Annotated in this window: 11 protein-coding genes; 10 read left to right on the top strand and 1 reads right to left on the bottom strand. The window is 33.6% G+C overall.

All coding sequences use genetic code 11. From position 1 onward, the window contains the following. Window positions 1–147 precede the first annotated feature (147 nt). Window positions 148–1104 (bottom strand): nucleoside hydrolase, encoded by a 957-nt coding sequence (locus BN1075_RS18150; protein ID WP_040194738.1) that lies wholly within the window; start codon window positions 1102–1104, stop codon window positions 148–150. Between the two features lie 310 nt (window positions 1105–1414). On the opposite strand from BN1075_RS18150, the gene BN1075_RS18145 reads away from it, so the two are divergent. From BN1075_RS18145 to BN1075_RS18100, 10 genes are all read left to right on the top strand, one after another. Next, on the top strand, window positions 1415–3379 hold the full coding sequence (locus BN1075_RS18145; RefSeq protein WP_040194737.1) for a hypothetical protein: 1965 nt from the start codon (window positions 1415–1417) through the stop codon (window positions 3377–3379). 353 nt (window positions 3380–3732) lie between these two features. Beyond that, window positions 3733–6192 carry a GH39 family glycosyl hydrolase gene (locus BN1075_RS18140; RefSeq protein ID WP_052406634.1) on the top strand — a complete coding sequence of 820 codons (2460 nt, stop codon included), beginning with the start codon at window positions 3733–3735 and terminating at the stop codon, window positions 6190–6192. Between the two features lie 184 nt (window positions 6193–6376). Next, a complete protein-coding gene (locus BN1075_RS18135) occupies window positions 6377–7492 on the top strand; it encodes an alpha/beta hydrolase (RefSeq protein WP_040194735.1) in 1116 nt (371 codons plus the stop codon). 39 nt (window positions 7493–7531) lie between these two features. Beyond that, a complete protein-coding gene (locus BN1075_RS18130) occupies window positions 7532–8386 on the top strand; it encodes a phosphatase PAP2 family protein (RefSeq protein WP_040194734.1) in 855 nt (284 codons plus the stop codon). A gap of 56 nt (window positions 8387–8442) precedes the next feature. Continuing rightward, on the top strand, window positions 8443–10839 hold the full coding sequence (locus tag BN1075_RS18125; protein ID WP_040194733.1) for a glycoside hydrolase family 3 C-terminal domain-containing protein: 2397 nt from the start codon (window positions 8443–8445) through the stop codon (window positions 10837–10839). A 154-nt stretch (window positions 10840–10993) separates the two neighbouring features. After that, a complete protein-coding gene (locus BN1075_RS18120; RefSeq protein ID WP_235777835.1) occupies window positions 10994–11908 on the top strand; it encodes a sugar-binding domain-containing protein in 915 nt (304 codons plus the stop codon). A 235-nt stretch (window positions 11909–12143) separates the two neighbouring features. Continuing rightward, entirely contained in the window at window positions 12144–12764 is a 621-nt protein-coding gene (locus BN1075_RS18115) for a dihydroxyacetone kinase subunit L (protein ID WP_040194730.1), read from the top strand. Window positions 12765–12828: 64 nt separating this feature from the next. Further along, window positions 12829–13827, top strand: a complete 999-nt coding sequence (locus BN1075_RS18110; RefSeq protein ID WP_040194729.1) for a dihydroxyacetone kinase subunit DhaK — start codon at window positions 12829–12831, stop codon at window positions 13825–13827. Window positions 13828–13842: 15 nt separating this feature from the next. After that, window positions 13843–14727, top strand: coding sequence for a 3-hydroxy-5-phosphonooxypentane-2,4-dione thiolase (lsrF, locus tag BN1075_RS18105; protein WP_040194728.1), 885 nt, complete (start codon window positions 13843–13845; stop codon window positions 14725–14727). A gap of 18 nt (window positions 14728–14745) precedes the next feature. Next, window positions 14746–15066, top strand: a complete 321-nt coding sequence (locus BN1075_RS18100) for a hypothetical protein (protein WP_040194725.1) — start codon at window positions 14746–14748, stop codon at window positions 15064–15066. Window positions 15067–15190: the final 124 nt, after the last annotated feature.

The following is a 15190-nucleotide window of genomic DNA, read 5'->3' as shown; positions in this document are numbered from 1 at the left end:
GTATATATTACCATATTACTACAATGACTATATTGATAGCAATACCTGTAAGGCAATTGATTAGCAATAAAAAATAGCCATTCATAAAAAATATGAGTGGCTGTCTTAAAAACAATTAAATGTATTAAGATAATAATTCAATAAGAATTAATGAATTATTATTTTAATTAATTTCTCTTTATATAATTTATTATTGATGGTCTTAACAACTGTGGCATTTGGAGTATACTTCCAGAAACTTTCAGGGATGCAGTATTCACTGCCATCATGAAGGATAACTTGTCCATATGCAGCTTCCTCCTGAGTGCAGGTGTAGCAGTAGCAGTCCTTGCTTTCTTTTACGATTTCATCACCCCAAAGAACAACCCCCATGGCAACAGCATCAGCTAAATCAACTATGTGGTCTCCAGTTAATTTCAGGTTGTATTTTAAAAGATTGTTTGTACATTTAGTTATAAAGTCTGCTTGAGGGCTGACATGAGCTTCTAGGAAGTCAAGCTCCTCCTTATTAAAGGCAGCTTCTCCTCCACATAAATCAAAGCCGATTATGGTCATTGGTATACCGGCTTTAAGCACTATGCTGTAGGCATCTGCATCCACATATACGTTAAATTCTGCCACTGGAGTGGTATTTCCAGGACCAAAGCCTGCAGTTCCCATGGAGTAGATGTGCTTTACCTTTTTCATGGTTTCTGGTGCCTTTAAGATTGCTAGAGCTATGTTTGTAGCTGGACCGATGGTTACCAGTTCGATTTCTCCTGGATTATTTTCAACTATTTCAATAATAGCATCAACGGCATGTCCCTTTTCTGGTTTTAGAGTTGGATGGATTAAGTCACGGTCTCCCATTCCGTCATGTCCGTGGACTCCAAAGGAATTTACAAGGTCACGAAATAAGGGCCTTGCAGCACCTACATAAAGGGGAGGAGTTTGTCCGTCTGCAACCTCAATACACATTAAAGCATTTTTAGTTGCTAAGTCTAAAGGAACATTACCAGCCACAGTTGTTATTGCTTCAACCTTAACATCATTGGATTTAAGAGCCATTATAAGAGCAACAGCATCATCTGCACCTGTATCAGTATCAATTATTATTCTTCTCATAAGTAAGCCTCCTGATAGGTTATTTGTATTTATAAGTGATACTCCCAATCTTTAATTTGAGAGTAGTAAGTATTCCTTCTAATAATATTAGAAAGAGTTTCATTTTTATATTACTAAATTATATACTTAAACAATTTCCAAAGCAAATTTATAATTAATAAATTATGAAAATAAAAAATCTTCAATGGAATATGCAGTCTTATCTTCATATACTGTATCATATATTTTTATTTTAATTGATTACTTGTTTAAAGAGGGGAGAGACATAACACAAACTATAGTCTCCTATAAAATAAGTAGAGGTGGTTATATGGAGCTAAGGAAAATAATATATGAGCAATTTAATGAGTTAAATCGAAAGGTTAGAACCGCAAATTTTTATAAGGTTGATCTGCATATACACACTCCAGGTTCAAGGCAAGATTATATGGTGGGTGGAAGAAAGTATGAGAAGGTAAATAAAGAAACTTTAGAAGAAATAGCGAGGGCTAAGGGCCTCTTTGATAATCCTAAATTTATAGAATTATATCGCAATAAGGACGAACTCATGGCCCTTTTAATTATTCATGAGGCTTATACTGTGAAGGAATTAAACTTAATTGCCATAACGGATCATGATAATATGAGCTGGTTTAAGAAAATTGCTGAAGCAAATGTGAAGTATAGGTGTAACATAGCTACAGTACCTAGAAAGTTTGAAGTTCTTCCAGGGGTTGAAATCACATGTTTTAATGGAACTCACATTATTGCAATCTTTGAAGTAGATAATTATGAAAAGGTATGGGAATACATTAAGTATGATTTAAATGGTTTAGGAGAGGCAGGACATAAGATTTTCACTTATAAAAGTGAAATGGATGTGGTACAGACTATTAGAAGGGCAAAGGGGATAGTGTATATACCTCATTTAGACAATAACGCTCAAAAGACAAAGATTAAGGATATGCTTACACCTTTAAATGGGGTATCAAAGGTAGAAATTTTAATAAGTAAATATGTGGATGCCATAGGTTTTACAAATTATGAGTATAAGGATATAGTAAGAGAAACCTTGGAAAATAGGAATAGTGTTTATTATAGAGATACTCCGGTTGCATATCTTAAGGATTCGGATGCTCATTGTATTGAAGAAATAGGGCATAATTTCATGTATATAAAAATGGATAGACCTTCCTTTAATTCTTTAAGATTTGCATTAAAGGATCCAGAGCATCGAGTTAAGGAAAAAATTAATGATAAAGTGGAGATTCCTTTTGTAAGAGGAATGGTTATTAAAGGTGGTTTTTTGTCAAAGCCTAGTGTGGAGTTTACATATTATCCTTTTAGCAAAAATCTAAATTGTATAATTGGCAAAGGTGGTAGTGGTAAATCTATTATATTGAATTTTATTGTAAGCTGTTTAAAAGAAAAAGCCATAAACTTAACTATTAAAAAACAAATTCAGGAGTGTGAATTAATCCTAATTTATATTAGATATTATAATGAAGATTATTGTATAGCTTGTAATCCGTGTGTTGACAATAATTGGGATTTTAAAGACGATAACCTGGATATAAGTAAATGGATTAAGGGATATAAGCTGCAGGAATCTAAATTTAGGACTTTAACTAATGAAGAATTGTTAAAATTTCTAAGAAGCTTTTCAGTTTTTTATTTTGCTCAAAGTGAATTGGCTGCTTTAATTGAAAGAAGTAATTGTGAAGAGATTTTCAAGGAGTTGGCTTTAAGATGTAATTTTAGATATAATTTAAATTTTGAGAAGTTAAATGAAGTTTTAAAAGATAAAATTAAAATAAAGTACAACATAGAATCAGGTGAGTTAAGAAATATTTCTATTTTGGTAAATACTAATAAAAGAACAGGAAAACAAAGCAAATATATTTACAGAGAATTTAAGGATTTGTCCACGGGTCAGAAAACAGTAGCAGTAACTACTCTTATAATGGAGTTTATTAAGACCTCTAATAATCATATTCCAATATTTATTGATGAGCCAGAATGTAATTTAAATGGTAAATATATTTATGAGGAATTCGTTAAGTACATTCAGGATATCAAGGAACAAAACCAAATAATTTTTATTACGCAGAATGCAAATATTCCTGTGGTTGGTGACGCTGAAAATATAATGGTGATGGATGTTAGCTATGTTAGAAGTTGGTTGGAGGTTTATGGTTCTTTGGATAATAATAAAATTAAAGCAAGGGTCATAGATGAATTAGAAGGTGGGCAAGATTCATTCAAAACAAGAATGAGTAAATATAATTTCTTATAATAAGGTTTATTAGATAAATGTGAAATTAAAATAGCCTAAGGCTGAAGTAAATGTGTACTACTTAAGCCTTAGGTTTTATTTTCATTTTAAAAAGAAAATGAGAAGGAATGGATATTATACATACATCTAGGAATTAATGTTAATTAATGAAATCAAATAAAATAGGGAATTAAAACTATGGAAATTTATGGGAGAAGCGAGATGGGTTTCAATATAAAACATGTTATAATATTTAGAAACGAAATATTATAACATTATAAATATCATCACATGTATTTTGAGAAGGATTTATGAAACATGCTTAAGGAATGAAATTGAAATTATAATTCTTAAGACTTAAGGGGGTGGCTATAGTGTCAAGTTATGAAATGATTCGCTATAAGCAGGGGTTAAATGCAAATATACTTGTACATAGCATAAATAAATTTAAGCTTCACTGGCATAGAGAGATTGAAATATTACTGGTTCTGAAGGGGCGTATAACAGTAAGTGTTAATAATAAAAGATATGAGTTAGAGGAAGATGATGTGTTTTTTATTAATTCCAATGAAATTCACAGTACTGTGGCAAATGGCGATAATATCATGGCAGCAATACAGATTAATCCAGCTTTTTATTATAAAACATTTCCAGAATTACAGGATATGAAGTTTATATTTCAGGGTAGTAATGGAAAAGCCATTGAAGAAAAGGTCTTTGAGCAGATTAGGGCTTATATGGCACAGATAGTAAGAGAATATAATAAATCTGCTGAAGGATACCAGCTTGTTATTGAAGGAATACTAAATAATTTGATGGCTACAATAATACGAAATATACCAAAGTATGAAGAGAAAGGTGGCAAAAAAGATATTGTGGAGAAGGACCTTCCAAGGATAAAAAGGATTATGGAATATGTGGAGGACCATTATTCAGAAAAGATAACACTAGAACATATTGCTAAAAGTGAGTTTTTAAGCACCTTTTATATATCTCATTTTTTCAAAGAAAAGGTTGGACTTACTTTTCAGGAGTATTTGAGCTTTATAAGGCTGCATAAAGCAGTGGCAGACCTTGATGAAACGGATAAATTAATCAGCCAGGTGGCAATTGAAAATGGTTTTGCCAGTGTGAAGGCTTTTAATAAAACCTTTAGAGATTTTTACGAAATTACTCCTAGTGAATATAGAAAAATAAAAAAGTTCGATATAACTGCTCAAAGTGACAAAATGGCTTATATGGAGTTCGATTCAATATATGCAATGAATAAGCTTCAAGAATATGAGCTGAAAAGAGAAGGCATTAGTGTACAAAGTACTTTGGTGAAGAGTAAAAATATTTCTAGTTGTGATGTTTCGGTGAAAGGAGAAAAGCTGGAGCATTATTGGAGTAAGGTCATGACTGTTGGAAGAGCCTTTGATTGTTTAAGAGCAGATTTACAGCAGCAGCTTAAAGAGGCAGTGAATGAAATTGGATTCAAGTATATTAGATTTCATGGTATTTTCAGTGATGAGATGAGAGTAATTAGACCTTCTAGTAATGGTGAGTATGAATTTAACTGGATTTATGTAGATAAAGTTATAAATTTTTTTAAACATTTAAATTTAAAACCTTTTTTTGATTTTACCTTTATGCCTAAAGAATTAGCAAGTTCACAAAATACTGTATTTTGGTATAAGGGAAATATATCAAAGCCTAAGGATTTGAAAGCGTGGACAAAGCTCATAGACAGTTTTATTTCACACTGTATAAATCGTTATGGAATTGAAGAAGTAAGGCTGTGGTACTTTGAAATTTGGAATGAACCTGATTACATGTGGACAGGCACCCAGGAGGAGTATTTTGAACTTTATAGAGCAACAGTGGAGGTTATTTTAAGTAAAGATAAAAAGCTAAGAATAGCAGGTCCAGCAATAATGCATAAGATGAATTTCGCTGGTTATTGGCTTCAAGACTTTATAGAATTCATTAATAATAGCAAATTAAGGCTGGATTATTTTACCTATCATATTTATGGTGAAAAAAATATGCATCAAAAGACTAATGGTGAAATTATACCTATTCTCGGTGGTAAAAATCATGTTAAAGAATGTGTAGATTTTTATCAAGAGCAGCTTAGAAAATTTAATAACCCTATTAAAGAGGTTCATATTACAGAGTTTAATCTGTCAGCAAGGCATGGGAATTATCTTTTAGATACCATGTTTGCAGCCTGCTTTATTATTTACAACGCATTAAGAAATAAAGGTAAGTTAAGTAGTCTTGGTTTCTGGAATATATCAGATATATTTGAAGAGGATGATTATATTCAGCCAGTGTTCAGTGGGGGCTTTGGTATGATTACAGCACAAGGAATAAAGAAGCCTTCTTATTATGCTTATTATTTTTTAAGCTGTCTTGGAGATGAAATTCTTTATGAAGGAGAGGACTATATTATAACAAGAAAAGGTCAGGATATTCAGATCTTAGCTTTTAATTATGTATTTTATGATAGAGCTTTCCAAAATGGAGATAACTCTCTTTTAAATTTTAAAAACAGATATGAGGTTTTTGAGGAAAAAGCTCCGATAGATTTAAATATTAAATTAAAAGGATTAAAGGGTAGATACTTAATAACAGAACAAATTTTGGATAGAACTTCGGGAAGTGCCTTTGATATTTATGGAACTATGGGATATCCAGAGGAGTTAGGTCCTTTAGAAGTTGAATACTTAAAAGCTATGTCTAGACCTCAAATAAGGGTAAGTACAGCTGAAGTAAAAGAAGAGTTCGTTAAAGATATTCATTTGAAGCCTCATGGAATTGAACTGATAACCATAAGAAAGCAATATTAAGGAAGGTATTTTTCATATTTTTTAAAGAGTAGGGACTGATAAGTAAGTTTACCTAAACTAAATCATAGGTTAAGTTTAGGTGAACTAAAGCAAGATATACCCAGTAAGATAACTAGAAAAGGAAGGAAATATTCTGATAATATAGTTAGAATAAAATTATATACTAGTATAAGGGGGGATTTCAATGTCAAGAAAATATAGTAATGAGTTATTGAAGAAAATTGAGGAGCGCCAGGAAGTAAAGGTTATCAATGGAATTGATGTCCTTGTTAAAAATCTTCCAGACTGTGATGATAAGGGAGCCATGGATCCACGATTATACAAGGATACAAAGAAAATGGCTTTAATGATGAAGATTATGCCGAAGAGTATGATGAAGATGGATGCTTCACCAAAATCTATAGCAAGATTAAGAAAAATGTTTAATGGTGTAAAGAGTGTGCCAACTGCTGAAAGTAATATAACAATAGAAAAGATGACAGTTAAAGCAGAGGATGGATATGATATTTCAATAAGAATTTATCATCCAGAAAATAAAGTTGAGAATTCACCAATACTTTATTTTATTCACGGAGGCGGATTCTTTGCTGGTTCTCCAGATGTAGTTGAGGAATTGATAAAGCTGATTGTGGAAAATGAAAATATACATGCAGTTTCTGTAGATTATAGACTTGCACCAGAAAATCCGTATCCAACAGGACATACAGACTGCTTTACAGTATTAAAGTGGGTTTATGAAAATGCAGAAGCCATTGGAGCTGACAAAAATAAAATTGTTGTTAGTGGAGATAGTGCAGGGGGAAATCTTACACAATACTGTACTACAAGAGATAAAGAACTAGGAACTGGGATGGTTAGAGCACAAATGCTTCTTTATCCTACAGTAAATATGGCTGGAATTAGTGATGAATTAAGTACATGGACTTTAGATAAATATGAAATATATCCAAAGCATAAAAGTGTAATTACAACAACTCTTACAATGATGGGGGGAGATGGTGGTGCATCTTCTATGTTAGGGGATTTATTAGGTACAACCGACATAAATAATACTTACTTAACTCCGTATATGGCAGATGTAACAGGAATGCCGCCAACACTAGTGACATTTGGAGAGCATGATTTCTTAGCAATAGAATGTATGGCTTATGCTGTTAAGTTAAATAAAGCTGGAGTTAAAACAAAAACTATCCTTTATAAGGGATTTGGCCATGCTTATGGTGACAATATCGGGGTTTATCCACAAAGTGAAGATTGTGCAATAGAAATGGGAAAATTTATAAGAGAAAACTGTAAATAAATTATTTTGATTATTTTCATATGAATTGAGGGATATGTTATGAAAAAAAATGAAAAGTTATGGTTTTTAGGTATTGTTGCTGTATTATTAGTAATATTTACTTTTACTGATTTGCAGATTTCAAAGGCTGTTTACAATCCACAAAGCGGATATGGACATTTTTTTGAAGCCTTTGGGGAATTGCCTGGAGCTCTTATTGCTGTATTCAGCTTAGCTGCATTAATTACAACTGGAAAGTATAATGCAAAGTGGAAGGCTATATTATTTAATATAATCTTTGGAGTGCTTCTGATTATGTTTAGTTTTATGGCAGCAATTATGCCAATGAATTATTTAGGCGGAATTAAAGCACCAGTAGCAGGAATTCTAGCAGCAGTTTATGCTATAGCAGCTTTATGGATTACCAAAATACTTAGTAAAGAAGAAAGTAAGAGTTTAAGGCAAGCGGCTATAATTGGTATCTTAACATTTGTAGCAGCAATAGTAGTAATTAATATAATCAAAATGTTTTGGGGAAGATTAAGATTCCGCAGTATGGAAGCACCTTATAATGAGTTCAGTTTATGGTTTATACCACAAGGTTTAAATACTAATAATGAGTATATGTCATTCCCATCTGGACACTCAGCTAATTCAGCAGTAATAATGTGGGTTACATTACTTCCTACTTTTGTAACATCATTAAGAGGAAAAGAAAAACACTTGAAGGTTATTGCAGGAACTTGGATTGCAATGGTAATGATAAGTCGTGTAATTATGGGCGCTCACTTCGCTTCAGATGTAACTATGGGTGCAACAATTTCAATTGTATCATTCTATTTAATTAGTAAATGGGTAAAGAAAAATACTTCTCATGTTGAGTCAGAAAGTAAAGGTAAGGTAATAAAAGGATAATCGGATAGATTAAAAATGCAAAATTTGAAATTTATTTAATTGAAGGAGGCAGAAAAATGACAACAGCAAAAGAATTAGTTAAGAAAATGACTTTAGAAGAGAAAGCTGGATTATGTTCAGGACATGATTTTTGGCATTTAAAGAGTGTAGAGAGATTAGGACTAAATAAAATAATGGTTACAGATGGTCCTCATGGATTAAGAAAGCAAGCGGAGGATGCTGATCACTTAGGTATAAATGATAGTGTTCCAGCAACCTGTTTTCCAACGGCCTGCACAACAGCTTGTTCTTTCGATAGAGAGTTAATGTTTGAAATAGGTAAGGCTATTGGAGAAGAGTGCCAACAGGAAAAGGTTTCAGTTATTTTAGGTCCAGGAGTAAATATAAAGCGTTCTCCACTATGTGGGAGAAACTTTGAATATGTAAGTGAAGATCCATATATTGCAGGACAAATTGCTGCTGCTTTAATTTCTGGTGTTCAAAGCCAGGGAGTTGGAACTTCTTTAAAGCATTTTGCAGCAAACAACCAAGAAAAAGGACGTATGATTTCTAACTCTGTTATTGATGAAAGAGCTTTAAGGGAAATTTATCTTGCAGGTTTTGAAGAGGCAGTTAAGAGTGCACAGCCTTGGACAGTGATGTGTTCTTATAATCTTTTAAATGGTACTTATGCAAGTGAGAATAAAACTCTTCTAACGGACATACTTCGTACCGAGTGGGGATTTAAAGGCTTAGTAGTAACTGATTGGGGTGCAACAAGTGACCGTGTTAAGGGAGTAGAAGCTGGTTTAGATTTAGAAATGCCAAGTACAAATGGAATAAATGATACCTTAATAGTTAAAGCAGTCAAGGAAGGCAAATTATCTGAGGAAACTTTAGATAAAATAGTAGAAAGAGTTGTAGAATTAATATTAAAGGCTCAAGAAAATCAAAAACCAGACTTTGTTTATGATAAGGTAGCTCACCACAATCTTGCAGTAAAAGCAGCAGAGCAGTCAGCGGTACTACTTAAGAACGAAGGCGGAATTCTTCCAGCATCTGTTGAAAGTGATATCTTAGTAGTTGGCGCATTTGCAAAGACTCCAAGATACCAGGGAGCTGGAAGTAGCAAGATTAACCCAACTCAGCTTGACAATGCTTTTGATGCAATAAAAGCTTTAGATGGTAAGGTTGAATATGTACCAGGATACTGCTTAAAGGATCACAGCATTCATGAAGACATGATAGCAGAGGCTTGCAAGGCGGCAGCAGGCAAGGAAAAGGTATTTATATTTGCAGGACTTCCAGATGAATATGAAAGTGAAGGCTTTGATAGAACTAACCTAGATATGCCAGAAAGCCATAACAAGCTAATTGAAGAAGTAGCTAAGGTAAATGAAAATGTAGTAGTTATACTACTTTGTGGTGCTCCAATTGTAATGCCATGGGCAGATAAAGTTAAAGGAATACTTCTTGCATATCTTGGTGGACAAGGAACAGGAACTGCTTGTGCTAATCTTCTTTATGGAAAAGCAAATCCAAGTGGAAAGCTTGCAGAAACCTTCCCAGCTGCCTTAGAGGATAATCCAAGCATCAATTACTTCCTAGGTGGAACTAGAAGCGTAGAATATAGAGAAAGTATTTTTGTAGGATATAGATATTATGACAAGATTCAGAAGAATGTAGCTTATCCTTTTGGATACGGACTTTCTTATACTGAATTTGAATATAGTGATTTAAATGTTACTGGAGAAAACTGTGACTTGATGGTAGAGGTTATAGTTACTAATACTGGTAAGATTTCAGGTGCAGAGGTTGTTCAGTTATATGTTGCTAAGGGTGAATCAAAGATTTTCAGAGCTGAAAAAGAAATTAAAGGTTTCGAAAAAGTATTCTTAGCACCAGGAGAGAGCAAACAAGTATCATTTAAGTTGAATAGCAGAAGCTTTGCTTACTACAATGCTGAAATTAGTAATTGGGCAGTTGAAGGTGGTGCTTATGAAATAAAGGTTGGAGCTTCAAGTCAAGATACAAGACTTTCAGCGAAAGTAGAAGTTTCAGGAGATGAAGAAGAGAATAAGATAGCTTATTTAGAGGCAGCAGCACCAGTTTACTTCAACTTACCACAAAGTTCTTTAGAAGTAAGTGATAAGGAATTTGAGGCTTTATATGGCAGAGAGCTTCCTCCAAGTGAAAGAATTCCAGGATCTCCATTTACATTAAACTCATCTATGGAAGAAATTCAGTGTACTCGAACTGGCCAGCAGGTGCTAGGAATGCTTCAGGCACAAATGGCTCAAATGTTCGGTGGAGATGATAATGAGGATGGAGATAATGATATTGCTAAAATGATGGAAGCAATGGTAATGGATATGCCTTTAAGAAACCTAATTATGATGAGCCAAGGGCAATTAGGAACTGATCAGTTAAATGAAATGATTTGCTTGATGAATGAGGAGTTAAAGAATCGATAAGTCGTCTTTAATTTAATAAATATAAATGGGAGTCTAAAGGAAACTTTAGGCTCCCATTTATATTTGAAATAAGGTGAAAATTATGTTAAGGTTAATTATGTAAAGTATATTTTGACAAATGTGAGTGGTGAATATGAACATAAGTAATGAAAAAATGCAAAAATTAATTAAAATAGCAAAATTATATTATGAAGAGGATAGAACGCAAAGTGAAATAGCAAAGATATATGAGGTTTCACGACCTTTAGTAAGCAGAATGCTTAAGGAAGCTAAGGAGCTTGGAATTGTAAATATAGAAATTCGTTCTCCTTTTGAGGGGAATAAAACTGCTTTAAATAAGTTGAAAAACATATTTGATCTTCAGGGTGGTGTAGTTGTACCAAACTTAAATAATGATAATCTCACCAATGATGCTCTTTCAAAAGCTGCTTTAACTTATATGATGGAGTTAAAGGGAAATAATTATGGAATTGGATGGGGCCAGATTATTGGCAATTTGATTTCAATTATGGAACAGGAAGAGACTATGGAGGGCTTAGCAAAGAGTATTTGTCCACTAGTAGGTAACAGCAGTATAGGAAATAGAAATTACCACTCAAATGAGCTGGTTAGAGTGTTTTCTATGGTAGCAGGAGCTAATCCTACTTATTTATATGCGCCTGCTGTTTTAGCTTCAGAACAAGAACTTTGTATAATGAGAGAATTAGAAAATTATAAAGAAACCTTTAAGTGCTGGAGCAATATGGATACAGCTATTGTTAACATTGGTAATTATCCATCAAGTCCTGACTTTGCATCAGTAGCACGTTTTGGAGATATCCTTAAAAAGAAGAAAGCTGTTGGCCGTATATTAAATTATTATGTGAATATACAGGGAGAAATAATCTATTCTGATATGGATTTTGCAATACAAATTCCAATCCAGTTATTGAAGGAAACAAAGAATGTCATTGGAATATGTGCTTCTAATATAAATCCTAAAGCATTAGCAGCTGCATTAAAAGCTCGATTAATAGACCATTTGATTGCTCCGGAGAATGCAGTAAAGGAAGTTTTAGAATTAATATAAAATGAAAAATATAAAAATAAAATGTAACACCTGATAAACTTTTGAATTATCAGGTGTTTTCTTTATTAATTCTCCATAGCTTCCACTTTATTAAGGTGAAGTTAAGAGAGTTTAAATATTAAATAATTAATAATAAAAAATTAGCAAAATATTCTGGGAATTTATTGCAAATAATTAACAAAGGTGATAAACTAAAGTTACAAATGATACTTTTATCGAAAGGATGGTGTTACTAATGTTAATTGATAAAGGTTGCATTGGGAAGATGCTTTTAAAGGTTGCAGAGCTTTGGAAGGCAGAAAGTGCGTATTTAAGTGATATAGATTCACGATTTGGTGATGGAGACCATGGAGTAACAATAAATAAGATAGCTATGCTGATAGAGAGAAAAGTTTCAGAGTGGGGGGATGAATCACTTGGGGAATTCATAGAAGATTTAGGGGATGAAATCATGTCTGTGAATGGTGGAAGTGCAGGACCCCTTTATGGAACTATGATTGGTGGATTGGCAGAACCTTTAAGAGGTATAGATCAAATAGACGGACAAGTTTTAAAAAAGATGTTTTTAGGCAGCTTAAGTGCAATGGAGGATATTACAAAGGCAAAGGTCGGAGATAAAACTATGATGGATGCTTTAATTCCAGCAGTGGAAGCAGCAAATAAAGCTGAAGATGATATAACAGAAGTGCTTACAAGTGCTAGTAAAGCAGCAGTTGAAGGAGCTAAAGCAAGTGAAGCTTTTATTTCGAAATATGGACGTGCTAGAAGCTATAAGGAACAAACGATAGGAACACCAGATGCTGGAGCAGTGAGTGCATCAATTTTCTTTGTTGGGCTCGCAGAGGGAATAAAGTAATTAGTTAAAAGATGAAATTTTCTCGTTTAAAAAGTAATTTAATAATATTATGGGGGTATCAATTATGAAGATGAAGAAATTTATCAATGATCAATCAAACTTAACAGCTGAATTATTAGAAGGATTTGAAGCAGCACATAAGGATTTAGTTACTTTAGGTGAAGGTAGAATGGTAATTAATAATAAACTTACAGAAGCTGAACGTGTAACAATTGTAACTCAAGGTGGTTCAGGTCATGAACCAGCAATTAGTGGTTTTGTTGGAGAAGGAATGGTTGATATTTCTGTTGTTGGAGATGTTTTTGCAGCACCAGGGCCAAAGGCATGTGTAGATGCTATAAAACTTGCAGACAAAGGTAAGGGTGTTTTATATATAGTTTTAAACCATGCAGGAGATATGTTAACAGGAAATTTAACAATGAAGACTTGCAAAAAAGAAGGGTTAAATGTAATAAAGGTTGTTACCCAAGAGGATATAGCAAATGCTCCTCGTGAAAATAGTGATGATAGAAGAGGCTTAGTAGGCTGTATTCCAACCTATAAAATTGCTGGAGCTGCAGCTGCTGAAGGAAAATCCTTAGAGGAAGTTGCTGCTATAGCTCAAAGATTTGCAGATAATATGGCTACTTTAGCAGTGGCAGTTAAGGGAGCAACTCACCCTGCCACAGGAAGTCTTCTTGCTGATTTAAATGAAGATGAAATGGAAATAGGAATGGGACAGCATGGTGAAGGTGGTGGTGGACGTCAGCCAATGAAGTCAGCTGATGAAACTGCTGAAATAATGCTTAATGCTTTAATTAATGACTTAAGCATCAAAGAAGGAGAAAAAGTAATGCTTATCCTTAATGGAACTGGAGCGACTACTTTGATGGAGTTATACATTGTATTTAGAAAATGTGAAGCTTTATTAAAAGAGAAAAATATAGAGTTAGTTGCAAATCATGTTGGAGAACTCTTAACAGTTCAAGAGCAGGCTGGTTTCCAAATGTTTATGGCTAGAATGGATGATGAGCTAGTACATTATTGGAACGCTCCTTGTAATACACCAGCTTTAAAGAAGTAGTAAGGAGTTAGTAAAATGGCAGATAAAGACGGAAATCAATTAGAAAAGGATTATCATTTGGATATAAGGCCACCTAAGCAGAATTTTCATGTTAAGGGAGCTGAACATGCAGATTGGGGAATGAAGGATAGATTGTCTAGAATTTTCAATCCAGCTACAGGCAAAACAGTTATGTTGGCCTTTGACCACGGTTACATCATGGGTTCTACAGCTGGACTTGAGAGATTAGACTTAGTTGTTCCAAAGCTTGCTCCAGAGGTGGATGTGTTTATGGCAACAAGGGGAGCTATTAGAACTTGTGTACCTCCAACCTTTAATAAAGGATTAGCTTTAAGATGTTCAGCGGGAAGTAGCGTTCTTGATGATGATATGAGTCATGAAGTTATAGGAGTTAACATTGAAGATGCAATAAGAATGAATGCTTCTTGTATGGCGGTTCAAACTTTTATTGGAGCACCAGGAGAGAAGTCTTCAATCGAAAATCTTTGTAAAGCCATAGATGCAGGAAATCGGTATGGAATTCCTACACTGGGAGTTGTGGCTGTTGGTAAGCAGATGGAGAGAACTACAAAGTTTTTTCTTCTTGCGACAAGGATGCTTGCAGAGTTTGGAGCTCATATAGTAAAAACCTATTATTGCGATGATTTTGAAAAGGTGGTAGCTGCATGCCCAGTGCCAATAGTTGTGGCAGGTGGGAAAAAGGTTCCAGAGGATGAAGCTCTTGAAATGGCGTATAAAGCTATGGTGGAAGGAGCTGCAGGAGTTGACATGGGACGTAATATTTTCCAAGCAGAAGATCCGCTTGCAATGTGTAAAGCAATAGGTAAAGTTGTACATGAAAATTATAATAGTAAGCTTGCCTATGAATTTTATAGGGATGTTAAAAACAAAATAAAGTAGTTTGAGGGGGATATAATTATGTCAGCACAATATATGCACGTTGGAATTCCAGTAACAAATTTAAGACAAGGAATGACTTATAACGAAGATATGAAGCTTTGGATGAGTAATCCAGATGATTATGATTATAAAATTGAGTACTTGAAATTTGAAGAAGGTACACCATTCCCAGAAATAATGCATAAGAATCCTCATGTTGCTTATAAGGTTGATGATGCAGGGCCTTATATAGCAGAAGCACAGCAGCTGATATTTGGGCCAGTAGAGATTGGACCAGGGGTAAGAATAGCTTTCATTATTAAGGATGATACTATTTTTGAATTATATGAAGAAAAATAATTGAGTTAATTTAAGTGCTCCCACAGATTATTAATTTTATAGCTGTGGGAGTTTATCTTTAAAAGAAGGATATTTCAGGTATATGTAGAATAATAGTAATAATCACATTGTTTTAAGAATAGAA

Source organism: Clostridium culturomicium, assembly GCF_000821305.1.
Taxonomy (GTDB): Bacteria; Bacillota; Clostridia; order Clostridiales; family Clostridiaceae; genus Clostridium_J; species Clostridium_J culturomicium.
Note: the sequence above shows the minus strand (reverse complement) of the source record. Positions and strands in the feature narration are given on the sequence as shown.

Coding starts and splice junctions, on each gene's coding strand:
- BN1075_RS18150 (WP_040194738.1), bottom strand. CDS start 1,104: ATGAGAAGAATAATAATTGATACTGATACAGGTGCAGATGATGCTGTT.
- BN1075_RS18145 (WP_040194737.1), top strand. CDS start 1,415: ATGGAGCTAAGGAAAATAATATATGAGCAATTTAATGAGTTAAATCGA.
- BN1075_RS18135 (WP_040194735.1), top strand. CDS start 6,377: ATGTCAAGAAAATATAGTAATGAGTTATTGAAGAAAATTGAGGAGCGC.
- BN1075_RS18130 (WP_040194734.1), top strand. CDS start 7,532: ATGAAAAAAAATGAAAAGTTATGGTTTTTAGGTATTGTTGCTGTATTA.
- BN1075_RS18125 (WP_040194733.1), top strand. CDS start 8,443: ATGACAACAGCAAAAGAATTAGTTAAGAAAATGACTTTAGAAGAGAAA.
- BN1075_RS18120 (WP_235777835.1), top strand. CDS start 10,994: ATGCAAAAATTAATTAAAATAGCAAAATTATATTATGAAGAGGATAGA.
- BN1075_RS18115 (WP_040194730.1), top strand. CDS start 12,144: ATGTTAATTGATAAAGGTTGCATTGGGAAGATGCTTTTAAAGGTTGCA.
- BN1075_RS18110 (WP_040194729.1), top strand. CDS start 12,829: ATGAAGATGAAGAAATTTATCAATGATCAATCAAACTTAACAGCTGAA.
- lsrF (WP_040194728.1), top strand. CDS start 13,843: ATGGCAGATAAAGACGGAAATCAATTAGAAAAGGATTATCATTTGGAT.
- BN1075_RS18100 (WP_040194725.1), top strand. CDS start 14,746: ATGTCAGCACAATATATGCACGTTGGAATTCCAGTAACAAATTTAAGA.